General features: G+C 34.1%; 30 protein-coding genes and 1 pseudogene. 6 read left to right on the forward strand and 25 right to left on the reverse strand.

Translation table 11 applies throughout. The features are described from left to right. Nucleotides 1-4 precede the first annotated feature (4 nt). The 12 genes from NST63_RS18125 to NST63_RS18180 form a co-directional block, all read right to left on the reverse strand. Entirely contained in the window at nt 5-586 is a 582-nt protein-coding gene (locus NST63_RS18125; protein ID WP_341043254.1) for a hypothetical protein, read from the reverse strand. Between the two features lie 60 nt (nt 587-646). Continuing rightward, nucleotides 647-976, reverse strand: a complete 330-nt coding sequence (locus NST63_RS18130; protein ID WP_341043256.1) for a BC1872 family protein — start codon at nt 974-976, stop codon at nt 647-649. Next, nucleotides 969-1,385 (reverse strand): YopX family protein, encoded by a 417-nt coding sequence (locus NST63_RS18135; protein ID WP_341043258.1) that lies wholly within the window; start codon nt 1,383-1,385, stop codon nt 969-971. Before NST63_RS18135 ends, NST63_RS18130 begins: the two co-directional genes overlap by 8 nt. Before the next feature lie 65 nt (nt 1,386-1,450). Further along, nucleotides 1,451-1,672, reverse strand: a complete 222-nt coding sequence (locus NST63_RS18140; RefSeq protein ID WP_341043260.1) for a hypothetical protein — start codon at nt 1,670-1,672, stop codon at nt 1,451-1,453. A gap of 25 nt (nt 1,673-1,697) precedes the next feature. After that, nucleotides 1,698-2,351, reverse strand: a complete 654-nt coding sequence (locus NST63_RS18145) for an ERF family protein (RefSeq protein ID WP_341043262.1) — start codon at nt 2,349-2,351, stop codon at nt 1,698-1,700. A 12-nt stretch (nt 2,352-2,363) separates the two neighbouring features. Then, on the reverse strand, nt 2,364-2,933 hold the full coding sequence (locus NST63_RS18150; protein WP_341043264.1) for a host-nuclease inhibitor Gam family protein: 570 nt from the start codon (nt 2,931-2,933) through the stop codon (nt 2,364-2,366). Nucleotides 2,934-3,001: 68 nt separating this feature from the next. Further along, on the reverse strand, nt 3,002-3,346 hold the full coding sequence (locus tag NST63_RS18155; RefSeq protein WP_341043266.1) for a hypothetical protein: 345 nt from the start codon (nt 3,344-3,346) through the stop codon (nt 3,002-3,004). A gap of 15 nt (nt 3,347-3,361) precedes the next feature. Continuing rightward, nucleotides 3,362-3,745, reverse strand: coding sequence for a hypothetical protein (locus NST63_RS18160; RefSeq protein ID WP_341043268.1), 384 nt, complete (start codon nt 3,743-3,745; stop codon nt 3,362-3,364). Then, nucleotides 3,738-4,028, reverse strand: a complete 291-nt coding sequence (locus NST63_RS18165) for a hypothetical protein (RefSeq protein ID WP_341043270.1) — start codon at nt 4,026-4,028, stop codon at nt 3,738-3,740. The genes NST63_RS18160 and NST63_RS18165 overlap by 8 nt, the downstream gene beginning before the upstream one ends. Before the next feature lie 13 nt (nt 4,029-4,041). Continuing rightward, the gene (locus NST63_RS18170; protein ID WP_341043272.1) at nt 4,042-4,203 is read right to left on the reverse strand and encodes a hypothetical protein; all 162 of its coding nucleotides are present in this window, start codon (nt 4,201-4,203) and stop codon (nt 4,042-4,044) included. Beyond that, nucleotides 4,203-4,328, reverse strand: coding sequence for a hypothetical protein (locus NST63_RS18175; protein ID WP_341043273.1), 126 nt, complete (start codon nt 4,326-4,328; stop codon nt 4,203-4,205). Before NST63_RS18175 ends, NST63_RS18170 begins: the two co-directional genes overlap by 1 nt. A 117-nt stretch (nt 4,329-4,445) precedes the next feature. Further along, a complete protein-coding gene (locus NST63_RS18180) occupies nt 4,446-4,670 on the reverse strand; it encodes a helix-turn-helix domain-containing protein (RefSeq protein ID WP_341043275.1) in 225 nt (74 codons plus the stop codon). Between the two features lie 159 nt (nt 4,671-4,829). On the opposite strand from NST63_RS18180, the gene NST63_RS18185 reads away from it, so the two are divergent. The 4 genes from NST63_RS18185 to NST63_RS18200 are packed head-to-tail and all read left to right on the forward strand — an operon-like array spanning nt 4,830 to nt 7,952. Beyond that, the gene (locus NST63_RS18185) at nt 4,830-5,201 is read left to right on the forward strand and encodes a helix-turn-helix domain-containing protein (protein ID WP_341043277.1); all 372 of its coding nucleotides are present in this window, start codon (nt 4,830-4,832) and stop codon (nt 5,199-5,201) included. A 12-nt stretch (nt 5,202-5,213) separates the two neighbouring features. Beyond that, nucleotides 5,214-5,951 carry an ImmA/IrrE family metallo-endopeptidase gene (locus tag NST63_RS18190; RefSeq protein WP_341043279.1) on the forward strand — a complete coding sequence of 246 codons (738 nt, stop codon included), beginning with the start codon at nt 5,214-5,216 and terminating at the stop codon, nt 5,949-5,951. A gap of 11 nt (nt 5,952-5,962) precedes the next feature. After that, nucleotides 5,963-6,493, forward strand: a complete 531-nt coding sequence (locus tag NST63_RS18195) for a hypothetical protein (RefSeq protein WP_341043281.1) — start codon at nt 5,963-5,965, stop codon at nt 6,491-6,493. A 13-nt stretch (nt 6,494-6,506) separates the two neighbouring features. After that, nucleotides 6,507-7,952 (forward strand): recombinase family protein, encoded by a 1,446-nt coding sequence (locus NST63_RS18200; RefSeq protein ID WP_341043283.1) that lies wholly within the window; start codon nt 6,507-6,509, stop codon nt 7,950-7,952. A gap of 4 nt (nt 7,953-7,956) precedes the next feature. Here NST63_RS18200 and NST63_RS18205 read toward each other — a convergent pair whose 3' ends face one another. Next, the gene (locus tag NST63_RS18205) at nt 7,957-8,175 is read right to left on the reverse strand and encodes a competence protein ComK (protein WP_341043286.1); all 219 of its coding nucleotides are present in this window, start codon (nt 8,173-8,175) and stop codon (nt 7,957-7,959) included. A gap of 188 nt (nt 8,176-8,363) precedes the next feature. Here NST63_RS18205 and NST63_RS18210 point away from each other — a divergent pair, with 188 nt between their 5' ends. Beyond that, nucleotides 8,364-8,600, forward strand: a complete 237-nt coding sequence (locus tag NST63_RS18210) for an IDEAL domain-containing protein (RefSeq protein ID WP_058004766.1) — start codon at nt 8,364-8,366, stop codon at nt 8,598-8,600. Nucleotides 8,601-8,645: 45 nt separating this feature from the next. Here NST63_RS18210 and NST63_RS18215 read toward each other — a convergent pair whose 3' ends face one another. From NST63_RS18215 to NST63_RS18250, 8 genes and pseudogenes are all read right to left on the reverse strand, one after another. Then, the gene (locus NST63_RS18215) at nt 8,646-9,908 is read right to left on the reverse strand and encodes a M48 family metallopeptidase (protein WP_242598129.1); all 1,263 of its coding nucleotides are present in this window, start codon (nt 9,906-9,908) and stop codon (nt 8,646-8,648) included. 288 nt (nt 9,909-10,196) lie between these two features. Next, nucleotides 10,197-10,841, reverse strand: a complete 645-nt coding sequence (locus tag NST63_RS18220) for a GDSL-type esterase/lipase family protein (RefSeq protein ID WP_212942459.1) — start codon at nt 10,839-10,841, stop codon at nt 10,197-10,199. A gap of 86 nt (nt 10,842-10,927) precedes the next feature. After that, a pseudogene (locus tag NST63_RS18225) lies at nt 10,928-11,187 on the reverse strand (AzlD domain-containing protein). A 291-nt stretch (nt 11,188-11,478) separates the two neighbouring features. Next, nucleotides 11,479-12,255: an enoyl-CoA hydratase-related protein gene (locus tag NST63_RS18230; RefSeq protein WP_212942460.1), complete on the reverse strand. Its 777-nt coding sequence runs from the start codon at nt 12,253-12,255 to the stop codon at nt 11,479-11,481. Nucleotides 12,256-12,421: 166 nt separating this feature from the next. Beyond that, nucleotides 12,422-13,966: a fatty acid--CoA ligase family protein gene (locus NST63_RS18235; protein WP_341043291.1), complete on the reverse strand. Its 1,545-nt coding sequence runs from the start codon at nt 13,964-13,966 to the stop codon at nt 12,422-12,424. A 221-nt stretch (nt 13,967-14,187) separates the two neighbouring features. Further along, nucleotides 14,188-15,177, reverse strand: a complete 990-nt coding sequence (locus NST63_RS18240) for a lipoate--protein ligase (protein ID WP_341043293.1) — start codon at nt 15,175-15,177, stop codon at nt 14,188-14,190. Between the two features lie 27 nt (nt 15,178-15,204). Beyond that, entirely contained in the window at nt 15,205-15,948 is a 744-nt protein-coding gene (locus NST63_RS18245; protein WP_341043295.1) for an MBL fold metallo-hydrolase, read from the reverse strand. Between the two features lie 325 nt (nt 15,949-16,273). After that, on the reverse strand, nt 16,274-17,026 hold the full coding sequence (locus NST63_RS18250; protein WP_212942468.1) for a FixH family protein: 753 nt from the start codon (nt 17,024-17,026) through the stop codon (nt 16,274-16,276). 224 nt (nt 17,027-17,250) lie between these two features. Between NST63_RS18250 and NST63_RS18255 the strand changes: the two genes are divergently transcribed. Further along, a complete protein-coding gene (locus NST63_RS18255) occupies nt 17,251-17,826 on the forward strand; it encodes an SCO family protein (RefSeq protein WP_341043299.1) in 576 nt (191 codons plus the stop codon). A gap of 105 nt (nt 17,827-17,931) precedes the next feature. On the opposite strand, the gene NST63_RS18260 is transcribed toward NST63_RS18255, so the two are convergent. From NST63_RS18260 to hemH, 4 genes are all read right to left on the reverse strand, one after another. Next, nucleotides 17,932-20,307 carry a YhgE/Pip domain-containing protein gene (locus NST63_RS18260; protein ID WP_212942472.1) on the reverse strand — a complete coding sequence of 792 codons (2,376 nt, stop codon included), beginning with the start codon at nt 20,305-20,307 and terminating at the stop codon, nt 17,932-17,934. A 68-nt stretch (nt 20,308-20,375) separates the two neighbouring features. Beyond that, nucleotides 20,376-20,951: a TetR/AcrR family transcriptional regulator gene (locus tag NST63_RS18265; RefSeq protein WP_212942473.1), complete on the reverse strand. Its 576-nt coding sequence runs from the start codon at nt 20,949-20,951 to the stop codon at nt 20,376-20,378. Nucleotides 20,952-21,261: 310 nt separating this feature from the next. After that, a complete protein-coding gene (gene hemY / locus NST63_RS18270; RefSeq protein ID WP_341043302.1) occupies nt 21,262-22,662 on the reverse strand; it encodes a protoporphyrinogen oxidase in 1,401 nt (466 codons plus the stop codon). Nucleotides 22,663-22,849: 187 nt separating this feature from the next. Next, complete coding sequence (gene hemH / locus NST63_RS18275) at nt 22,850-23,776, reverse strand: ferrochelatase (protein ID WP_058004755.1); 927 nt, start codon at nt 23,774-23,776, stop codon at nt 22,850-22,852. Between the last annotated feature and the right edge of the window lie 6 nt (nt 23,777-23,782).

Genomic DNA, 23,782 nt, shown 5'->3' on the forward strand with positions numbered 1-23,782 from the left:
CGAACTACACATTAACTTTTTTGAGACTTGATGTGTACTTTATCTCGTATTCTATTTCTACAACAAATTCTGTATCACAAACATAACAAGTCATTTCATCTTCTCCAGCTTCATACATATCATCATTTGAACATTCTGAAGCACAAACTGGACATATGATTTTATCTTCTCGAAAACATTCCCATTCATTATGACCGTTTTCCTTTGCTAGTCGTAACGCTTCTTGTTTACGTTCTTCATGCTCTCTTGCATGGCAAGGTTTACACTGAAAACCATCTCGTTTCCACCAAGGTATTTCAGTGAGTTCTTTTCGGTGTATTCCACATGTGATACAACGATCATGTTCATCACAAACTATATAAGACCATCCTTCACCGTTTTCTAAACACTTATTACACCCACAGACCCAATACCAACCATCTTCAAATCTCTCAGCATATAAACCACGTTGAGGTGGTTCAAGTTCTACTTTAGGCAGTCCGTCATTTTCGGATTCATTCCAAATATTTTTATGTCCAGAGCGAAGACGATCTTTCCATTCAGCAGGTATTTCAGGAATGAATATTTTTGTATCTTTTAGATTCATTTTCTTATCTCCTTTACGTCACATTTTGTGTCTACAGTGAAATCTAATTATGATTAAGTACTATTCTTGAGATACATCCACACCAACGGATTTTAAGGCAGCTAGACAGATTGCCATTGGCGCAGTTTCTGCAAAGCACATTTGTACATTATCAGGAATAAATATATGGCATTGATAACCAACAAAACTTTTGCATTTGGTCACTTTAACATCAAATTCCAATTTCTCAACTACTTCCCAAGCATTCGAAATATCTTCTGATGGACGAAAATCAAATACTGGATTTTCCCAACCATGCCCAATATTCTTATAAAGTGTTCTCTTATTTGAATCAAACCTATAACCCATCACCTTTTCAGCAACCAAACGATCTATTTCACGATTATTCATGAGATACCTCCAATAGAGAAGGGTTTTCGTAGATGTTGCTGATAATTTCCCAATCATCCAACGGAAAAATTTCATTCACATTAAAGTGCCATCCGTCTTGCCTCTGAACTCTATAGCAAGCACCACTTTCACTGTAATAAACTTTAAATTTAGAACCAGTTAATGATCTTCGGACTATATCCCCTTCATAAATCTCTTTACCGTTTTTGTCTTTAAGGCCTGTAAACTGCCCCATCGATTTCAATTCGCATTCAACTGGATATCCTTCTGTATAAAGACATGCTTTGTCATCAATGCACTTTTGCTGCTTAAATTCATCTGTATAGTCGATTTCAAACCATCCATGACCATAATGCCAGCTATTAGTTTCCAAGCTATACCCTCTAAATTTCGGTTGTTTCTTTATCATTCTTCTTCCTCTCCCTCCCACCAATCATGATCCCCAGGCACAAACTAAATGCGATAGCAAAACCACTATAGAGTAATACGTCCATCCTTTTCCCTCCACTCGTCATAAATAGCTTGTACTTCATCTTCAAACATGGATGCTATTTGAAATGCTTCGCAGACTTCTTCAACCGTGGCATTCTGGTAATCTTCTAAATATCGAATAACCTCTTGGTGTAAATCAGCTAGGATGACTGAATCGTTAAGAGTTCGATAATATTCTTGGGGTAGACCGTCACTTGCGTACATGGTAGACCTCCTTAGTAGGGAGCAATTAAGCTCCCTGTTGTTTACTTAAATTACTTAACCAACCGTCTAATCTGCTCTCTGCTGCGTTTGCTTGCTTTATATTTAACTTGGTAATGTCATTTATCTTAAGTGCCTTATAAACGTCTTCTACGGTCTTATTACGAGCTTGAGCGAACTGTCCTGCTTTTACTTTGATGGTTCCTATGAGTTCAGGAGTAATAGGTTTAGTAAGGTTGTTTTTATCATTCTCTTGCTTAGCATCTAGTTCAGCAGAAGATACTTTGTCTGGATCCTCTCCTGTAGGGATAGCAAATGAACGGAGTAACATGTATTTGTATGCGTATGTCATTGCCTTACCGACACCCTTATCTTGAGTGTCAGCACCAGTTCCACTTGAAACCACTTCTATGTGTTCCCCACTATCTACATCAATGATTCTGTATGTGACATCTACAGTAGAAAGATTTCCTTCTTTTTTGTGTTCCTGTTTAACAGGTAAAATGATTAAGCCATTTTTAACCAAACTATTCCGAACTGCTACCGTTACCTTTTCTTCACTTATTGCTTTATAGTTGGTTTGACCGAACTTCACTTGATCGTCCTTCTTGAGGTATTCCACATCTTTCATGACAGCATGAATCTTTTGAAACAATGTCAATGTTTTCGCTTCTTCACTCATGGTTTTAACCCCCTATTCTAATTTCAAATCAAACTTTTCATCTTGTTCTACTACTTCAACACCTGGTACGATAACTCCAAATTCATCGACTAACTGACCATTTACGACTTGGCACTGTTTTTTAAGTGCTGCCCAATCTGTTTCTTCCTTCACTCTTACAAAGCCGTTTTCTTTGGCATAATCGAACAATAAGAGATCATCTTTAGTAAACTTAGGTTGTTGCTTTTTAAGCGAGATAGAGCCATAAGGCAATTTAATTGTTTTCCTCGGTTTTTTGCCTGCATCCACTTGCTTTTTAACTTCCTCACGTATATATCTTTCAAGCTGATTGGAGTAATGAGCTTGCTTTTCAATATGTTCCTTTTTGGCTTCTTCGCCCCACATTTTGATTTTTTCGATTTTTTCAAGGAAAGGTGCAATCTGTTTTTCTATGATTGAATCAATTTCAGTTTTACGACTTTCAAAGTAAGCAATACGTCTTTGCGCTTCTGCTGCTGTTTCCAAATCAACTACTGCAAATACCTCTTGTACTTCTTCTTGCTGATCTAATTCAGCTAAAACATTTTCTAATGGTTGAACCATTTTACATTCCTCCTGTATAATGTCCGTATAGTGTTTTATTAAGGACCACTTTGTCGGGAAGTGGTCTTTTATTCATCTTCTGATAAGGGAGTGATATTTTCTTGAACTGGACCTGACAAAACTCCTAGTAATCCTATACCTGGATTTGAACCAGTACTCTCACCTTCATAGCAAGGAATCATCTTTTCGCTTTCATCAGAGAAAATTAATTGTATTGTTGGAGTAGCCCAAGAGGAACTATTAATTCCTGCAATGCTAGTTTCATCATCTAAGTCCTTAACAAATTTACCGTTTTCGAATATCGTATCTGCAGTCCAAAACCAATCCTCGTGCATGCCCATGCTTGCTTCAATCAAATTACTCTTGTTCTCTTCAATTAATCTTATTGCTTTTTTAAAATCATATTTTTTCACTATTTTTTCCTCCCCTTAATCCGCAATCGTAAATCTAAACCCATAATGTGTACTTAAATAAAACTCAAAATCATCTGTGTTCTCTTTGTTGATGATCTCCCCTCTCTTGGTATCTTCTGCAATCATGTTTCCTACTTCTATTTTCTGTTCAAAGTGGTCTAGTAATGGTTTAGTTACAGGATAGAATTTAAATTCGTGTACTCCCATTAGATAGTCATCAAGTAACTCTTTACAGACAACTTCATTTTCCTCATTATCGATAACTATTAGTTCCTCAGAATTGATTTCTTTACCGAAAAAATCAATGCCATTAAACTCTGGTTGTGATACTAGATTTCTTATTCCGGTTGGGCATCCAGTCTTCATCATGTTTTCAATAACCGGATGATCGTTATGCATATTTCAATTCCTCCTTTATATAAAAAGATGTATCAACCGAGATATTTTCAGAACTTACATTGTAACTACCAACTCCGTTGATATTACTTGGGTGTGTATCATCACGATATTCAGCTTTGGCATCTAATGCAGATTCAGCTAATTTAATTCGGTTAATTGCTGTTTCCTCTGAACTGGGATGATATTGACCATTAACCTTTTCAATTTGGCAAAACTGGATTCGGATAAATGCTCCTGTTTCCCAAGCTTCTGAAACCAACTCCATGAATTGTTCTTTGTTCATTTAGATAGCCTCCTTAATTTTGATAACAAGCATTTACAGCTGCTTCTATTTCTTTCAATATCGGATTACCTTTTTGTAATTCAGAATCAAACCATTCCTTCTTTTCTTTTTCGGAAAGAAGAACAAAATCAGAATGAATGATGATCTTCGTGTTTCCTTTTTGTATTTCTTTCATTAAGAAACCTCCTTTTGTTGTTGTATTTTTTCTTTGTTTCGCTCTTCTTTTAAAATACGAGGAACTGAAGTTTTAGCAAAAAAATATAGTATTTTTTTCATAACTTCATCTGGTGGTTGCTTCATCATACTACCTCCTGTTTCATTATTAGTTTTAAACATTTATTGATGGTTGACTAAATGTTTGTAGCTGATTCATTTGTTTCATCCCCTAATAAGATTTATAATTATGGTAATGATAAGTTAAGCTCTTTTTCTCATATTCTGAGAACTTTTATTTAAAAAAAATGATGGATCAACAGAAAGCCCTTTAAAACAAATTTTCTCAAATTCTTCGAGAGATAATTTCTTACTTCCGTTCACAATACGATAAAAGGTTTTAATTGGTATTCCGGATCTTTCTGCTACGTAATTAAATTTTATTCCATTAGATTCAATATAATTTCTAATTTCTCTTTGTATTTCCATTATTTTATTTCTCACTCCTTTCTCAAAAAATGAGAATTTCTACCCTTATAATATATCTCACTTTATGAGAAGTCAAGAATATTTTTCTATTTTTTTGAGAAATTTTCTCAGAAAGTGAGTTATTATGTTAAAATCTTCTCGATAAGGAGGAAATGTTTTATGTCGACTTTAGGTGAAAGATTAAAAAAGGCGCGTGAGCGTAAAGGTCTAAGCCAGACAGAAGTATATAGACGAACCAATATTAATAACAAAACTCTAAGTAGGTATGAGAAAGGTGGAAGTGAACCTGACTCCGAAACCTTAAAAATATTAGCAAACATCTATGATGTTTCAGCTGATTATTTATTAGGCATATCTACAAATGAGTCTCCAATAGAAAAAGATAATGCGTCGACCACTCCTTTAGATAAAATTTGGCTTAGGGCAGATACTTCGGGTTTATCAAAGGATGAGCAAGATATTCTAAAAGAGGACCTTGCAGATTACTTTGAATTTAGAAAAAGCCAACTTCTAAAAGACAAACATAAGTAAGGGGGAAAAATCGTGCTTCCAGATGATGTAGTTAAAGAAATAACAGAAACCGCATGTGAGTTATATGAAAGTATAAAGCCACTTCATCTATATACTGATGATAAATTCTTTTTGCAATATAACTCAATTAATGCAGTAAAAATTCTATTAAAACATAATGAAATTCACCTTCATAAAAAGAATTTTAGATTAGATAGTTTTTCTGGTCTGTTATTTATTGACGAACTCGGAAGCACCATTGTTGTAAATGAAAATCATATAAGTTCAAGACAATTATTTACTGTAGCTCATGAACTCGGGCATTTTTATTTGCATCGTAATCTTCAATCAGAGTTCTTAGATAATGGAACAAATGAAAATATTTATTCAAAGTCTGGATTAATCATTGAACAACAAGCTAATCTCTTTGCTAGTGAAATATTGGTACCTAATGAAGTATTGGAAAAGATGTTAAAGTACAAGGTGAATTTTTTCAAAATTGCCAAAACAATTGGAATATCTTTAGAGGCATTAAAATGGAGGATTTTTCGATACATTGAAACTAAATATGAACTTGTCTACAATTTCACACTAATGCTTATAGAAGATTTTAAAGAAAAATCAAGAAAGCAATTGCATGATCAAGCTTATATTTTTGATATGTGTGAAGATAAGTATGTTCAATTCGAGATATTTGAAGCTTTATGTGGACGAGAATCTTATATTAGTAATTATAGAAAGTATCCTAAAAAAGAAATGATACTATTTTAAGGGGTGATCATGTGCCTAATAAAATCTTTAGAAAAAAAGTTTCTTATCAAGATGCAGTTTCTGGTTTTATAACGGTTACAATTAAACAGATAGATGATGATTGGTGGAAAATCAGTGAGGCATTTGAAGATGCTGGAATAATTCCTCCGAATAATTTTGAAGAAGTGCACAAACTGGAATTTTTTCTAGCGCTTTGTTCATTAGAAGTAATTTCAATCTTTAGCATCTATGATAAAAAACAGGCATCCCTTATTTATGACTTAATATTGTATCATGTTAGTAATTTTGCTGATGAAGCTGGTTCCTATTCAAAAGAGACAATAAGAGATATCTATGTCCCAGCAATTGATTATTGTATTAAACACAATTTTAGTTTTATGAATGAAGTATCTCAAACGTTACTATATAAATTAGAAATTAAATTTGATGATTTGGAAAATCAAGAGTATAGTCTCTTGAAACTTACAACCATTTCTGAAATTTTAACTAATTATTACGGAAAATGGGTTTTGATTAATCAAAAATATAAAATTAAAGATTAAAGGATCTGAAAAAATGAGAGTAGCAATATATATAAGAGTATCTACAGAAGAACAAGCACAAGAAGGTTATTCAATTTCTGCACAAAACCAAAGACTCAAGGCTTATTGCATTGCCCAGGATTGGACTGTTACAGGATTTTATATAGATGAAGGTATTTCAGCAAAAGACATGAATAGACCACAATTACAACAAATGATAAAAGATATTAAATCTGGGAATGTAGACTGTGTACTTGTTTATAGATTGGACAGGCTTACAAGATCTGTTCTTGATTTGTACAAACTCCTTGAATTATTTGAGAAACATAATTGTAAATTTAAGTCTGCCACTGAAGTTTATGACACTACAACAGCAATGGGTAGATTATTTATAACTATAGTTGGAGCTTTAGCTCAATGGGAACGTGAAAATCTTGGAGAGAGAGTAAAAATGGGATACCAAGAAAAGGTTAGACAAGGGAAATACGCTGGTGTTGTTGAACCATTTGGTTATAATCTGAATCAAAAAGAAGGAACAATGACAATTAAGGAAGATGAAGCAAAGACAGTTAGGCTTATATACGATCTTTACCTTAAAGGATTAGGAGGTAATAGAATTTGTAGATATCTTAATCAAAGAAATATAAAAACAAGACACGGTCAATGGCGTGATAGAGCTGTATTATCAATACTAAAAAACCCACTTTATAAAGGAACAATTCGATGGGGAAAAAATTATGAAAATACAATTTACGTAGAAGACTCGGTACCTGCAATAGTATCTAAAGAAATATTTGAGGAAGTTCAGAAAACTATCGAAAGAAGGAAACACTTGAGTCCAAAACAAGTTTCAAGTAATTTTATTTTCGCGGGTACACTAAAATGCCAAAAATGTGGATTAATGATGACAGGGCATTTAGTTTATCACAAGAATGCGAAGGGTGAAAAAGTTACCTATAAGAGTTACAGATGTAAAAACAAAAATTTCGGACGTTGTGAAGGAGTAAGAAGCATGTCTGAAATTAAGTTAAAGAAAGCATTTATTTCATATCTAAATCAGTTTGATTACACTCCTGCTTTAAAAGAAGTAGTTGAAACTGTACCAATTATATATAATGAGCAAAAAGATGATTTTGATGTAGAGCAACTAGAAAAAGAATTAGAGCAAATAGCAAAACGTAAAAAGAAATGGCAATATGCATGGGCAAATGATTTAATTTCTGATAATGACTTTAATAAACGAATGGATGAAGAGAAAAGAAGAGAAGAAGAAATTAACAACCTTTTGAATACTATAGAGATTGAGGATGAGATTCAATCATCTCAAAATGAGATATATTCTGTCCTTAAGGATATTAAGAAAAATTGGGAGAAATTAGATGATCTAGAGAAAAAGAACCTTGTACAACTTATCGTACAAAACATTGATTATTATCACGAAGGCGATGAAATCCGTATTTCAAATATAGATTTTTATTAGATTATTATTTTTTGTGTAGTACCATATCATTTGAGCCTTCATATGATGCGCCAAAATACTGACAACTCTTTTTCACAATATCTAACGGCTTAAAAGGAGAAATAAATTGATTTTCCACTTCCAATATCTCCGAATAAACCTTTGAACCATAAAGCATCGGAAAAATCGCCATTGTATACGGAGAAATTTCATATTCCTCTATGATTCGCTCTTTTTCATGCATTTTTTTCTCTCCTTTTCAACATTTTTTGTAGAAATACACCCAAATAATAACATAGATTTCCAATTTTGTCATATTATTTTCAAAAAAGTTAAAAAATTCTCAAGTGTTCATTTCTGAAAATTAGGATTATTTATTGATTTTTCAATCAATATTCTTTATACTAAGAAAAAGCATAGAGGTGATCATCGATGGAAAATAGAAAGTCCTACACAGATTTAGTTAAGGCATATGCGATGACACAAATAAAAAATGAAAATTTCATGGTAGAAATTTATGCTGAAATGATTTTACAAGAACTGTTATTAACAAAACGGAAAGAGCAAATAAGGAAAAAGATTGACTCTGCCCTTGATAGAAGAGACATCAAAGCATTTTCTCTCTTAACCGATGAATTAATAGAGTTAGAAAAACAATTTGGATCTTAAGAACGTTATACAGCTGAAAGCCCCCTTTACTTAAGGGGGCTTTCCTTACTTACTTGTTTCAAAGTCTTCAACCATACGGATTCGTTCTAACATCGTTGGATGATCATAACGGAAAATTTTCACTAATAGTGGTGGATTAACCTGGCTAAGCCCAGATTTCGTTAAATCGTGAAAGGTTTGAATTGCTGCTTCCTTATTTCTTGTCATTTCCATTCCATAACGATCTGCACGCATTTCCTCATACCGCGATACCCAATTAGTCATTGGACTTGCTACAAATAGTAGCATAGATGTAATTAATAAAAATAATGGTAAAGAACTTAATTGAGAAATTCCAGTTACTTTTAAATCCTTTCCATGTTTTCTTAACCACCAGCTCATGATATGAGAGGTTAGCCATAAACCTATACCAGTTAATAGTATATAACCTGCAACACCAAAATAAATATGCTTTTCAACATAATGACCCATTTCATGTGCCATAATAAAGAGAATTTCTTCCTCATTCAGTTGCTCCAAAGTTGTATCCCATAATACAATTCTTGCATTAGAACCTATACCAGTTACATAGGCATTTAGAGAGTTTGTCTTTTCAGACATGTTCACTTCGTATACATGTTCAGCCGGGATATTGGCTTTTTCTGCTAATGCAAGGATTTTTGTTTCTAATTCCTTATTTTTCAAGGGATAGAAGTCATTATATAAAGGATCAATAACAACTGGTTGTATAAACATCATAAAAACCATAAATGGAATGGAAAGAAGCCATGCAGGTAACCACCATCTCTTTTTAAATCGTTTCATCAACCAGTATAGAACCACAACTATAATAAACATTTCAATAAAGCCTACCCAAAAATCAATCACTTCATCTTTCATCCATAGTGAAAAATTCTGTGTAGAGATATGATAAGCTGTTGAAAAACGATAGGAAATATAACTTAATGGAAAAGTGGCAATAAAAGAGATGACAGAAAGCAAAAATAGATAAACAGCTGTTTGAATCACATGAAACTTTGATGTGTTTTTTGCCCATTTTTCCATCCCTTTGGATATTCCAAAGATTAGAATAAGAAAATAAAATAACCACTCATAGGGGGTAGACAGAAAAAATAATAAATTCCTGATTTTTGAGTATTCCTCACTTAGCATTAATTCCCTATAATTTAAAAAAGTTGCTGGATCCACACTCGTTCCTTTAAGTGAGTCTGGTACCGCTGCCTGTGCAATGTAAAAAAGATACACATACATAGCTAGTCCAAAAAGCAAATATGCTATCACTGCACGAAATGTCCATTTTCTTAACAATTGATCTCCTCCCCTCTTGTCCTTTTATAAATGTAGTTTTGTCATAATAAAAATATACCCATCTTTACTAAAGTTTATATTTTTTAAATGCAATGCACATGCTCATAGACCTATATGTTTGTAATCTTCAACGTAGGATTTAAGAAATACGATGACGGATTGACTTAACATCGGGAAAAGACGTAGTAGTAAGCTAGAACTATACCACGACATCATTTTAAAATTCATTATAAATCATTAAACTCACCTAAAAACCGGTTTCCTTGCAAAGGAGAACCGGCATTCTTCTCAAGATAATAATGGCTCATATCCCAACTGATGCAAAGTGTCTGCGATAAGATGATACCCTTTAGTATTTGGGTGTACATGGTCATTCGCTAATAGTTCCTTTTCTTTTCCTAGAAATAAATCATGAATATCTGCAACCCTAATAACAGGCGGGTTTGCCAGTCTTTCAATATCATGATTAAAGGCTTCTACCCATTTGTCAGAACCTTTTAGTTCTGGAAAGGGGTTATAGAGATTAATCATACGAATGATATAGGGCTCTGCTTCTCTTTTGAAGGTCATTATTTGTTGAATGATATTCGATAAATTCTTTTTGCCATTTTCTAGCGCAATAAAGAAATCCTCTTCTTTTTTGTCTTGTAGAAACTGCTCTGCTGCATGAATTAAATCATTTCCTCCTGCAGTAATTGTAATGATTTCTGCTTCTTTTATCGTCTTACAGACTAAAGGATGCTCGAAGCTTTTCAATATATCTCCTGTAGTTGCACCAACCCTTGCAAATGCAGCAGGAGCAATAGGCTGATTGAAGGCTTTTCGTGTTAAAAATAGATATTTTCCTATAAAGCCCTTTTCAAAAATGTTTGAACCCACTCCTACAGTTAAAGAATCCCCTAAACCACAATAGTTTATATGCCTTTTCTCCATTTCTTCACCCTCATACAATTTTATTTCATATCCATATATTTATTCGTAAGGATCAGAAATGGGGATTTGTTTTTCAAAAACAAATCCTAAAAAAATAGAGAATAAATACTGAGTACACCAATTGAACCGAGGACAACAACAATGACATTCGCACCGAAAAAGGCAAGTGCAAATACAACCGCTCCCCCTATCACTCCAAACCAGATGTTTTGTTGGATAAAAAGAACATTTGGGAAAATTAACGCACCTGGGAAGGTTATACCACGAAATAATACGAAGGGAAGCTTTTCGGAATATAAGTAACAATCGCCATCCCGATAATGACCCAAATAATACTATTCGTCATCCTGCAACTCCTCCCCTCTTTCTTTTTAATGCATTCTACAAGTACGGTTGATAGCAGTGTGGTTAAAACAATTGACCAACCCATCCTCCAATAGTGTCATAAGTATAAAAATACTATTAAAACATACTGCAAGGACGGCTAAATATCCAATCTTCATACTATACAAAAACAGCCAAAAATAAAGAGGTCTGACCCCACTATGCAGTATCACGTAAAGTAACATATCTTTACATTAGATAAAGTATTTTGTGAGATCAGACTTATGATAGGTAGAAAGCTTTTTAACCTCTATTATTTTCCACGGAAATTCGGTTTTCTTTTCTCCGCGAATGCTTGAAGTGCTTCCACACGATCTTCAGTAGGAATGGTTAGTTCATATGCTTTACGTTCTATTTCCAATCCTGTATGTAAATCTGCATTCATTCCATTTTTAATTGCAAATTTTGCTTGCTGAACAGCAATAGGACCATTTGCTAATATTCGGTTAGCTAATTCATTTACTTCATTCATGAAAGTATCCCGCTTTACTACTTTTGTAACTACTCCATATTGCAACGCTTCCTCAGCTGTCAATCTTTTGGCAGTTAAAATTAATTCCATTGCTTTTGCTTCACCAATTAAGCGTGGCAAACGTTGCGTACCCCCAGCACCTGGAATAATGGCCAAGCTCGTCTCTGTCAAACCCATTACTGCATCTATTACAGCAACTCGAAAATCACAGGAAAGAGCAAGTTCCATTCCTCCACCAAAAGCGTAACCATTCATTGCAGCAATAGTTGGTTGAGGCAGCTTCTCAATCGCTGCAAATACTTCACCAATTTTATATACATTCCTACGTACTTCCTGCTCAGATAAGGATTTCCGCTCCTTTAAATCAGCACCTACACTAAACGCCCTTTCTCCTGCTCCTTGAAAAATTACAACACGTGCATTAGGATTCGTTCTTAATAATTCCACCTCTTTTGCAAGGTCACAAAGTGTTTCATAATTAAATGCATTCATGGCCTCTGCACGATTAATCGTGACATTGGCTACGTAATTTTTTACGTCAACCACAATATTTTCCATTCATATCCCCCCTGTTCCTTAACTAATTTCAACAAATAATGAAGAAAACCTCCTAGGGTAAAATAATCTAAATTTTCTAATAAAAATCAATAGAATTTTTCCATTTGTATAGATTAACAAAAATAAAATACTTAAAAAATGCAGACCGCAGCCTGCATTTTTTTTACTAATTTTGATTCTGTAAAACTTGTTCCTTTAATGCTTTTCTTAATATTTTTCCAGTTGTATTTTTGGGAAGTTCCTCAAGAAATTCAATCGTTTTTGGAAGTTTATATTTTGCTAGATGCTCCCTACAATATTCCATTAATTCAGCTTCTGTAAGGTTTTCGTTTTTCGGCACAACAAAGCATTTTACCACTTCACCCTGTTCTGGATCAGGGGCACCGATAACTGCAGCTTCTACTACCTCTGGATGTTCATACAAGACTTCTTCAACTTCTCTTGGATAAACATTAAATCCACCCACTATGACCATATCTTTTTTACGATCCACAATATAGAAATAGCCCTCTCCGTCCACGCGCGCTAAATCACCTGTGTACAACCAGCCATCACGGATTGCTGCAGCAGTTTCTTCTGGCATTTTATAATAGCCTTTCATAACATTTGGTCCACGTACAACAAGTTCCCCCACTTGTCCTTCTGGAAGCTCCTCACCTAGTTCATTTACAATTTTATTTTCCACATTGAGAATGGAAGTACCGATTGATCCCGGTTTTCTCGGACGATCTAAAGGGTTAAAACATGTGACTGGAGATGCTTCAGATAGTCCATAGCCTTCAGAAATAAGAACGTTAAATTTCTTTTCGAAGTTCTTTAATAGAGCAACTGGTAATGAGGAGCCTCCCGAAATACAAAGTCGGAATGTCGAGAAATCATTTGGATCCCCATCAGGATATTGATAGAGAAAATTATACATAGTTGGTACACCTGCAAAAACAGTGACTTCATATTTTTTTGCTAAACGAAAAATTTCTTTTGGACTAAATTTCGGTACAATAATGATTGTTGATCCACTGATTAATGGTGCATTTACGACTACCGTAAGACTAAAAACATGAAACATTGGTAAGACAGTCATCACTTTATCTAAATGATTCATTTTCAAATATTCACCAATATCTTTTGCATTTGAATAGAGATTTTTATGAGTTAACATGGCTCCCTTAGGTCGACCCGTTGTCCCTGAAGTATATAGAATGACAGCAACATCCTCCTCAATCAATTCAGGCTCGTCAAAAGCAAGATTACCAGAGGCAATAACATCTGAAAACGATTTCATTTTCTCGTTTGTGGATACATCTACTTTATTCAATGGATTAGATTCACAAATGATATAACTTTCTACTTTTGGAAGTAAAGCTTCCATCTTTTCTGCTAAAGGGAGAAGTAAATCTAAGGCAATAATCACCTTAACATCCCCATTATTTAATATGTAGCCTATTTCATCTGGAGTATAGATTGGATTAATTGGAATGACCGTTGCCCCTAAACGCATTGCTCCATACAACGAGATGACAAAGTGAGGAGAATTTCCAAGAAGTAATGCGATATGATCTCCCTTTTTTACCCCTAATTGCTTTAAACCACTTGCAAATCTTGTTACTGCCCCATCAAATTCAGCATAGGAAACTTTTTGATCCATAAAGTAATAGGCAGTTTTATCTGCATTTACTTTCGCTGTGTTCTTTAATTGTGAAGATAAATTCATACTCCCTCCCCTTTCTGAATGAATAATCATTCATTTTAATTTTCTAAATATATTATATAGAAGAAATATTTAAGATTCAAGCTCTACCTAGTTTCTCTATAGGAATTATATTATCTGTAAACCAACGAAAAAGGTCTAACTGATACGTATCAGTTAGACCTTTAAATATTACACTCTTTTCGCATTTATCTTGTAATAAATACTAGTTATTAGAAATGAAACTAGTAAATCAATTGAACTAATTCTTCCTTTGTTATGTTTCCGAAATAATGTTTTACATCTATTTCTTCTAGTGCTCTTTCAATCTCAGAGCGTTCATAACGAATTCCTATTAGTTTATTTTCAATATCACTTACATCACCAATACCAAAAAAGTCCCCATAAATTTTACAATTCTCAATCATGCCTTTATTTACTTCTAAGCGTACATCAATTCCACCAACTGGGAAACGATGATTATGCTGTAAATTAAATTTTGGAGATTTGCCATAGTTCCAATCCCAATTTTGGTAACGCTCCTCAGATAACTTATGAATATTTTTCCAATCTTCATCCGTTAATTTATATTCTTTTATATTTTCGCTTCCACCGAAAATATTACTTAAAATTAATTGACGGAATTCTTCCATTGTTAATTTTTCTTCAAGAAATTCAGAAATATTTGCTACACGACTCCTAATGGATTTAATGCCTTTAGATTGGATCTTATCCTTTTTCACTCGTAAAGCTGACACTACGTTCTCAATTTCGGAATCGAACATTAACGTACCGTGACTAAACATTCTTCCTTTTGTTGAGAACTGTGCATTTCCAGAGATTTTCCGTTCTCCTACTTGGATATCATTTCGTCCACTTAATTCTGCATTTACACCAAGTTTTTTCAGTGCTTCGATAACTGGAGCAGTAAATTTCATAAAGTTATGAAAGCTTTCCCCATCATCCTTTGTAATGAAGCTAAAATTAAGATTTCCTAAATCATGATAAACAGCTCCACCACCAGAAAGTCGACGAACAACGATAATATTATTTTTGTCTACATACTCAGTGTTAATTTCTTCAATTGTATTTTGGTTACGCCCAATAATAATGGATGGCTGATTAATATAAAATAATAGATAAGTTTCATTGATATCTAAGTTATTGAGAGCATATTCCTCGATAGCTAGGTTTATTTGTGGATCGGTAATTCCATTATTGTCGATAAATAACATGCTTTTTCCTCCTAAATCCCTGTGTCTTCAGTTCTTTGTTAAATCTATTATTAACCCTTCAGTAGCAAGTTGTATATAGCCAGAATACTTTTCAGCAGCTTCTTGCTTTAATTGATTTAGATCGCCATATTGAGGAAGATGAGTAAGTACAAGCTGTTTAACCTGGGCTGCCTGTGCTAGTTCCCCTGCCTCATAGCTTGTCATATGTCCTGCACCAGATCCATTCATATTTCCATAAAAATTACTCTCACAAAGCAGAATATCAGCATTCTGTGCAAATGAAACAAAGGATTTCATATAAGATGAATCAGCTGTAAATACAAATACTTGATCATCTGCTTCTATTCTCATGGCAAAGCATGGAACAGGATGCTTCGTTCTTAGAAAGGAAATAGTAAAAGGACCAATTTGTAGTTCTTGATCTTCGTCAAATGCCATTCCTTTAATCACATCATCAAAAAATAACGATTGAAATCCTACCTTGTCCTCATTATGCCCATAGATCGGCAATGTTCGGATTTCTTTATTCATATATTTACCGATAATAAGTGCATGCTGTAACACACCTATATCTGCAATATGATCAGGATGATAATGGGAAATAATAGCAGCATCTAAATGTTCAGGTTCTATGTATTGTTGTAGCTTGGAGAGTACAGCGCTTCCACAGTCTACTAAAAGATGAAAACCATTATGTTCTAGTAAATAACCTGCACTTGCTCCGTTTACCTTTGGATATCCACCCCATGGGCCAATAACTGTTAGCTTCATTTATTCCACTCCTAATTATAATCCAATAGATAATTATTATCTATTTCACTATACTTCATTTTTACCATTTTAGCATTATTAATAGCCTAGTTTTCGTACCGTTTATTGCTTTTATAAATGCCCTGTTGCGGACTTTTACATCTAATTAAGGCTTCCTGCTGTTAGTTATGAAGGTTGCAGCTCTTTTCTTTTGTAAAAGGAAGGGAGCTGATAGTCTCCTTTATTGATTGAAGCTTTCTCCATTGCAATTAAAAACGAACCTTATAAATAAATAAATAATGGTTAAAGAAAAAACGGTTCCAAATAAGAACCGTTAAAATACTTACTATTTCACTACAAAATCAAAATCTTGGTGTTCATGTAAACCTTGGTTATTTTCTACATGTACCTTTAGCTGATAGTCTCCAGCTCTATCAAATTGATGAGTACCTTTGTATTCACCTTTTCCTGCGTCCTCCAATTTTATCCACTCAGGCTTTTCGTCACCCTTCATCCATGCCTCAATTTGGACCTGTGCACCAGTAAGTAGCTCATTATGTTTGGTCATGTGAATGGTAAAATTAGCTACTTCACCGGCTTTTGCATAATCAGGGCTCATAAAATGCATAACAACTGAGTTTTCAGAATCATGCTCCTTCTTATCAGTAGAGGATGTTGCATTTGAAGAATCTGGATTACCAACAATGACTGTCTTTTTAGGCATTACATGCATATCCCTCGCAGTAACATGAACTTGAACATTAAATACTCCATCATGATCAAATGCAACTTCAGAAGTGTATGTACCATTCTTTTTATTTTTAGCGTTTAACATTTTACTAGTCGTATCCTTTGCTCCATCTTCCCAAACTTCATATTTGACTTCTGATGCGTCTGATACTTTTTCTTTCCCTTGGGTTACTAATGAACTTAATTGAATCGTTTCATTTACTTTAGCTTTTTCCTGTACATTCAGCTCTACTTCGAGTGGTTCCATCGCCGTTTTTTCTTGACCATTTTTATTATCTGCATTTCCACAGCCAACAATAAAAATAGCTAGTGCAGAGATAAGTATTGCAGTAAAAAATAACTTCTTCATTCAAGCTCCTCCTCGAAAATATTTCTAACCTATCATAACACCTGGTGAACAGCTAAGTGCTCATTAATTGTTAATAAGTCTTGACAAAAATGTGATAAGAATTTGTTAAATATAGATGTTAAATATGTACTTTTTACGAAAAGTGCTGAAATTTATTATATTACTACCAATATCATTTATAATGGGTAAAGAATAAAAAATTTTCTAGAATTGGAGGGATCCGATTGAAACGTTTTCGAATATCATTTATTTTGATGACTGCCATACTATTAATTTTACTTAGTGCATGTTCTAATGTTAAAAAAAGCGGAGATAAACTTAATGACTTTACCTTTACAGATCAAGACAATAAAAAGTTTGGACTTAAAGATCTAAAGGGAAGTGTCTGGGTTGCAGATTTCATGTTTACAAGTTGTGCAACAGTTTGTCCACAATTGACGAAAAATATGAGTGACCTACAAAAGGAAATTAAAGATAAAGGATATGACGATGTGAAGTTTGTTTCCTTTAGTGTTGATCCTGAAATTGATACACCAAAGGCAATGAAGGATTACGCAGCGAAATTCGATGCCGACTTTTCCACTTGGCATCTCTTAACTGGTTATTCACAAGAAGATATTGAGTCATTTGCGAAAGACAATTTTCAGGCATGGGTTAAAAAACCAGATAATGACACACAGGTTATTCATGATACAAAATTTTTCTTAATGAATAAAGATGGTGAATTAGTCAAGGATTATTCTACGCAGGATGGTTTTCCACTAAATGAAATTGTAAAAGACGTAAAGGCTTTACGCTAATTATAAAAAAGCACAAAATTAAAAACGGGAGACTTTGTGATGCATCCCAAAAGTAAAAGTGTAAAAACTTAACTTTTGAGATGCACTTCACATTCTCCCGTTTTTTTATGCTGTTACTTCTTCATTCATAGAATTTTTATGGTTTTTCTTTGATTTGATAATAAAATATCCAAGCGACAATACTAAGAAACTAATCATATAAATAGCTAAAACCCCTAGATTATGCCACATGCTAGAATAATCTCCATTTGAAACAACATCTTTAAATGCCTGCAATGAGTATGTCATCGGTAATGCTTGATGTACTCCTTGTAGGAATTTTGGAAGTAATTCTAGTGGGAATGTTCCAGCACTAGAAGTTAATTGTAGGATTAAAATTATAATCGCAATATAACGTCCTGGATTATCAAGAGTAGCAACAAAAAATTGTATTAACGCCATATAGGTTAGACTGGTTACGATCGCTGCAACAATAAATAAAGGAATATTAGTTACCTCTACTCCTACCCAGCTAATAATAATCCAAACAGCAATAAGTGATTGTAAGATCCCTACGCCTGCCATAATTCCATATTTACCCAAAAACCATGAGAATCCGTTTTTAGGCTCTGTTGCTGGTTCACGAACTTGATATATAACAGTTAATAATAATCCACCGACAAATAATCCAAGAGATAAGAAATAAGGAGTTAATCCAGTTCCATAGTTAGGAACTTTGTTCTTTGCCTCTTTATTTAGATTAATAGGATCACTCATCATATCATATTGCTTCTTCGATCCTTGTACTTCATTTGCATCTTTGGATGCATCTGCTAATTTATCTTTCATTTCCTTCGTACCATCTTGTAGCTTATTTGCACCATCATGTAATTCTTTTGATCCGTCTGCCAATTGATGTGTGCCATCTGCTATTTTAGCAGATCCATCAGCTAATTGACCTAAGCCACTATTCAATGAATTTGCTCCATCTGATACTTTGTTTGCTCCTTGAGCGGCATCACCAATTTTACTTGTAAATAACCCTAAACTATCAATATATTGATTTTGACCTGCTTGAAGCTTAGCAGCCCCATCACTTAACAGTGTTGAGCCTTTCGCCAGCTGTTCAATCCCATTCTGTACTTTTACTTGATTATCATTAATCGTTGAAATACCAGTGATGAGTTGATCAAATGTAGGGTCTGTTTGACTTTTAATTTGTTGTTCAATCTGATCAGTGTTTCCTGTCATTTGCTCATTAACCTGAGACTTAAATGCGTTAAATCCTTGATCCATTCCTTGATGAATCCCTGAAGATAACTGGTTTTCCAATTCTTTAGCCTGTGAATCTGCATTAGCAGTCATCTGAGCCTTCAATTGAGTTAACACATTTTCATCCACTTTTCCTTCAAGTGAGGAAAATAGCTGTTCCATTTGCTTTTTCTGCTGTTGCACTACTTGATTAGAAATTTGAGATGAAAGTTGTGTTTCTAATTGAGTTTGTAATTGGTTCATCCCATCATTTAAGCTCTTTGCACTTGAAGCTAATTGTGATGAAAATGCTTTGGCGATGGTTGGTGGAAGCTCTGTTTTAAATTGTTCTAATCCACCTTGTACTTTTTGGGTTCCATTGACTAATTCAGGCATCCCTTGATTTAATTGCCCCAAAGCTTGTTTTGACTGTTGAATACCATTAGTAAGCTGATTTGTACCACTTTGCATATCTTTTGAAGCATCGTATAATTGTTGACCACCATCATTTAATTGATTTAAACCATCAGCAAGATCATGGGAACCTTTAGACAGTTCGCCAGCTCCTGTTTGTGCGGTTACTACACCATCATTAAACTCGATCGCACTTGAAGCTAGTAGCTCAAGATTTTCCTTGATTTCTTTTGATCCGTCACCTAATTTAATTGCACCATCATTTAATTCAGATGCACCATCACTCGCTGTAGTAAATCCGTCACCCATTTTCTTAATTGCTTTAAACATTTCTTCCGAATATGTTTCAGAAACTTCTTTCGATACAGCATCTTTGATTTTTGTCATTGCTGACTCACCAATTTTTGATGTCGTATAGTTTGCTCCCTGATTTTGTACATATTTCAATTGAAGATGTTTTGGATTTTTGTCGAGTAAGGTTGTTGCATTTTCCGAGAAATCTTTAGGAATTTCAATCACCATATAATACTTTTGGTTATTTAATCCCTTATAAGCTTCGTCTTTTTTGACAAAATGAAAATCCATATCTTTTTTCTCTTTTAGATTTTCTACTAATTTGTCCCCTATCTCTAGTTTTTGTTCATCCATTGCGGCTCCTTGATCATGATTGACAACCGCAACTGGCAATTTTTCTAATTGACCATATGGATCCCAAAATGCCCAGATAAACATCCCTGCATAAAGAATAGGAACCAATATGATCGCGACTATTTGAATTAAGGACATTGGGTGGCGAACAATTCCTTTTAATTCAGCGAAAAATAATGAGCCTTTCATGTTATTACTCTCCTTCTACTAAATTGACTGAATTGTTCAATTGGTCATTTTAATCCAAAATATGAGGATTATCTAATTGACAATCCCTGGAATAAATATATTTCAAAAAGATCTGCTATTTCTTCCTTTTCGAGTGGAGCATGATTTTTTTCCCAATCGAAGATTAAAGAAATATATAACTTTAGCATGATAAAGGCAGCAACTTCTGGATCACATTGTTTGATATCACCTTTGTCTATTGCATCTTGAATGATCCCCTTAATATAATTTAAAGTTATCGTTTCTACTTTTTGAATCACTTCTGAAACTGCTGGAGTACCCATATCCCTTTCTTCTTGGAAAAGCTTAATCGTTAATTGATGCTCTTTACGAAACTCTAATATCTTAAAAAGAACATTATGAAGATTCTCTGAGAAAGAAAGACTTTCATCTAAAATTTCTTCTGCTGATTCTTTCATTTCCATAATTAGAGTCGTTACAATTTCATCAAAAAGCTCTTCCTTGTTTTTAAAAAAGGTATAGATTGTTCCTTTGCCAACATTTGCGAGCTTCGCAACCTGATCCATCGTTGTAGCCTTGTAGCCAAATAATGAAAATGATTTCGTAGCTGCATCAATGATTAATTGTTTACGGTCAATCGCCAATGATTTTCACCTCTAGTTCCTCATAAATGACCAAATGAGGAAAACAGTCAAAAAGTTTACAAGAACCAATATATCATAAACCATAGTTCTGAACAAGAATTTTTTATCATTTTTAATTTTTAGCTGTTTTTTTACAGCTTGTTCATTTGCAAAATTCCTATTAGTTGCTTTTACACCTGATAAAGATTCAGAGGTTCTTATGAAGTTTGCAGCTCTTTTCTCTGCTGGATTGAAGGGAGGGGGACGTTCTCCACCCTATATTTATTAGTTAAAACTTTACCTAAATCACAATAATGTTTAAAAAAAGACCCTAATTTTCACCAAAAGAGCTTAAATAACGTATAACATCCCCTGCAGCTCTTTCGCCTTGATCAATACAATCTGGTATGCCTATCCCATTAAATGAGCTTCCTGCAATAAACAAACCAGATAGATTTCTAGATATTTTTTCATTCAATTGGTCCACTCTATCTTTATGGCCAATCGTATACTGTGGCATAGCCTTATTCCATCTAGAAATAATCGTAAAATCCGGTTTTTCAGTAATTTCTAATAATTTTTGTAGATCTTCATATACTACTTGCTCAATTTCAGTATCGGATAGACCGACAACTGTTTCATCTCCCACCCTACCTATGTGACTCCGTAACAACACCTTACCTTTCGGTGCAGTATGTGGCCACTTCTTATGGGTTAATGTACATGCATTAATTGAGTAGTCGCTATTTCTTGAAACTACAAAACCCGATCCATTAATCGGTTTTTTTACAGCCTGCTCAGAAAATGCCATAGAAACAGTAGCGACCGAAGTAGCTGGGATGTTACTTAAAAATCTAAAGAATTCATATTTGGAAAAAATAGTAGGTAATAAATAATGTGGGAGTGCAGCAATAACACTAACAGCATTTAAACGTTCACCATTATTTAATTCAATATAAAATTCATTTCTATCTTTTTCTATCCTTTCCACACGCACACCTTTTAAGATAGAACTAGAATCTAGTTTATTTTCCAATGCTGTTACTAGTGACTCTAAACCATTCTTGAACGTAAAAAATCCTTCTGTTCCGCTATTTATTGATGCCTTTCTAGTCCCTATCATTAAACTGCGATGTTTTCTCTCTGCTTCATAAAATTGTGGAAAAGTAGACCGAAGGCTTAGTTGGTCAATATCACCCGCATATATACCAGATAATAATGGTTCTATTAAATTTTCAACCATTTCATCACCAAATCTACGACGAAAGAAACTCCCTAATGATACATCAGTCTGAACCTTTGAACGAGGAATAATTAAATCTGCGGAGGCCCGTAATTTGCCCATTACAGAAAACAAACCACTAAATATGAAAGGCTTTATATTTGTTGGAATACCTAACACGGCTCCATCTGGTACGGAAAAGAGTTTATTTTTCGCTAATACATAGGAATTTCTAGTAGTATTACGAATTAGTTCATTTTTTATGCCAACTTTTTCTGCTAGTTGGACAGCACTTGTTTTTCTTGCTAAAAAAGAATCAGGGCCTTTTTCTACCATATATCCATCTCTTCGTAGGGTTTGAATCTTTCCCCCTAATCTTCTATTTGCTTCGATTAGTTTTATTTCTAATGGCAAGTGTTCCTTCTTTATTATTTCCTGTAAGTAATAAGCAGAAGTTAAACCTGTTATCCCACCACCGATAATAACCACTTTTTGCTTTTCGCTTCCCACAGTGGATCACCTTCTTTGGCTTTATCTCTATGGCTCTATTAATTTAGCCGGACGAATCATGCAGAGTTAGCAAAGCTATGCTGATTTCATATTATATACCTATAAAGATAACTTTTCGTTGTTCCTTTTTACAAGACTGACCCATAGGTATTTGTAAAACGCCTATGGGTCAGTCTTTATGAAATATTTATAATTTTTCTAGCACTACTGATGCTAGAGCGTCAATAAACTTCGGTTGTGCATTAGGCATTGGTGGGCGATAGTAACTTGCCCCAACTTCCTCGGTTACTACTTTGCATTCATAATCATTATCATATAGAACCTCTAGATGTTCCGCTACAAAACCTACTGGTACATAAACAAATGCCTTATACCCTTTTTGCTGATATAAATCACGAGTTAAATCTTGTACATCTGGCCCTAGCCAAGGATCTGGAGTATTCCCGGCACTTTGCCATCCAATCGCATACTCTGTAATTCCAGTTTTACTGGCAATTAAATCAGCTGTTTCTTTTAATTGCTCTGGATATGGATCTCCAAATTGTAAAATTTTCTCTGGTAGACTATGTGCAGAAACAATTAAACATGATGCATTCCGTTCTTCTTCACTCATACTTGCATAAGTTTCATTTAATTTTTCTACCCAATAGTCAATAAATTTCGGTTCTTTATACCAGCTTTCTACTGATTTAATCACTGGTCCACCTAATTTTTCAGCTGTTTCTTTAGCACGTGAATTATAGGATTTCACACTAAATGTTGAATAATGTGGAGCAAGTACAAGTGAAATGGCTTCTTCGATACCATCCTTATGCATTTGCTCAACTGCATCCTCAATAAAAGGTTCAATATGCTTTAAGCCAATATATGCTTTAAATTCCACATCATTTTGAATTTCATTTAAGTGATCTTGGAGTTTATATGCTTGTTCCTCAGTAATTTTCGCTAGTGGAGAAATACCTCCAATTGCTTTATATCGGCTTCGTAAATCTTCAAGCATTTCTTCCGATGGTTTACGTCCATGTCTAATATGTGTGTAATATCTTTCAATGTCTTCTTCCTTATATGGCGTACCATATGCCATGACTAGAAGTCCCATTTTCTTCTTTGTCATTGGTTA

Source organism: Heyndrickxia sp. FSL W8-0496 (assembly GCF_038007825.1).
Taxonomy (GTDB): domain Bacteria; phylum Bacillota; class Bacilli; order Bacillales; family Bacillaceae_C; genus Heyndrickxia; species Heyndrickxia oleronia.

Excerpts from the sequence above, each read along its gene's own strand:
- NST63_RS18125 (WP_341043254.1), bottom strand. The coding sequence starts at position 586 with ATGAATCTAAAAGATACAAAAATATTCATTCCTGAAATACCTGCTGAA.
- NST63_RS18130 (WP_341043256.1), bottom strand. The coding sequence starts at position 976 with ATGAATAATCGTGAAATAGATCGTTTGGTTGCTGAAAAGGTGATGGGT.
- NST63_RS18135 (WP_341043258.1), bottom strand. The coding sequence starts at position 1,385 with ATGATAAAGAAACAACCGAAATTTAGAGGGTATAGCTTGGAAACTAAT.
- NST63_RS18140 (WP_341043260.1), bottom strand. The coding sequence starts at position 1,672 with ATGTACGCAAGTGACGGTCTACCCCAAGAATATTATCGAACTCTTAAC.
- NST63_RS18145 (WP_341043262.1), bottom strand. The coding sequence starts at position 2,351 with ATGAGTGAAGAAGCGAAAACATTGACATTGTTTCAAAAGATTCATGCT.
- NST63_RS18150 (WP_341043264.1), bottom strand. The coding sequence starts at position 2,933 with ATGGTTCAACCATTAGAAAATGTTTTAGCTGAATTAGATCAGCAAGAA.
- NST63_RS18160 (WP_341043268.1), bottom strand. The coding sequence starts at position 3,745 with ATGCATAACGATCATCCGGTTATTGAAAACATGATGAAGACTGGATGC.
- NST63_RS18165 (WP_341043270.1), bottom strand. The coding sequence starts at position 4,028 with ATGAACAAAGAACAATTCATGGAGTTGGTTTCAGAAGCTTGGGAAACA.
- NST63_RS18170 (WP_341043272.1), bottom strand. The coding sequence starts at position 4,203 with ATGAAAGAAATACAAAAAGGAAACACGAAGATCATCATTCATTCTGAT.
- NST63_RS18175 (WP_341043273.1), bottom strand. The coding sequence starts at position 4,328 with ATGAAGCAACCACCAGATGAAGTTATGAAAAAAATACTATATTTTTTT.
- NST63_RS18180 (WP_341043275.1), bottom strand. The coding sequence starts at position 4,670 with ATGGAAATACAAAGAGAAATTAGAAATTATATTGAATCTAATGGAATA.
- NST63_RS18185 (WP_341043277.1), top strand. The coding sequence starts at position 4,830 with ATGTCGACTTTAGGTGAAAGATTAAAAAAGGCGCGTGAGCGTAAAGGT.
- NST63_RS18200 (WP_341043283.1), top strand. The coding sequence starts at position 6,507 with ATGAGAGTAGCAATATATATAAGAGTATCTACAGAAGAACAAGCACAA.
- NST63_RS18205 (WP_341043286.1), bottom strand. The coding sequence starts at position 8,175 with ATGCATGAAAAAGAGCGAATCATAGAGGAATATGAAATTTCTCCGTAT.
- NST63_RS18210 (WP_058004766.1), top strand. The coding sequence starts at position 8,364 with ATGGAAAATAGAAAGTCCTACACAGATTTAGTTAAGGCATATGCGATG.
- NST63_RS18220 (WP_212942459.1), bottom strand. The coding sequence starts at position 10,841 with ATGGAGAAAAGGCATATAAACTATTGTGGTTTAGGGGATTCTTTAACT.
- NST63_RS18230 (WP_212942460.1), bottom strand. The coding sequence starts at position 12,255 with ATGGAAAATATTGTGGTTGACGTAAAAAATTACGTAGCCAATGTCACG.
- NST63_RS18235 (WP_341043291.1), bottom strand. The coding sequence starts at position 13,966 with ATGAATTTATCTTCACAATTAAAGAACACAGCGAAAGTAAATGCAGAT.
- NST63_RS18240 (WP_341043293.1), bottom strand. The coding sequence starts at position 15,177 with ATGTTATTTATCGACAATAATGGAATTACCGATCCACAAATAAACCTA.
- NST63_RS18245 (WP_341043295.1), bottom strand. The coding sequence starts at position 15,948 with ATGAAGCTAACAGTTATTGGCCCATGGGGTGGATATCCAAAGGTAAAC.
- NST63_RS18250 (WP_212942468.1), bottom strand. The coding sequence starts at position 17,026 with ATGAAGAAGTTATTTTTTACTGCAATACTTATCTCTGCACTAGCTATT.
- NST63_RS18260 (WP_212942472.1), bottom strand. The coding sequence starts at position 20,307 with ATGAAAGGCTCATTATTTTTCGCTGAATTAAAAGGAATTGTTCGCCAC.
- hemH (WP_058004755.1), bottom strand. The coding sequence starts at position 23,776 with ATGACAAAGAAGAAAATGGGACTTCTAGTCATGGCATATGGTACGCCA.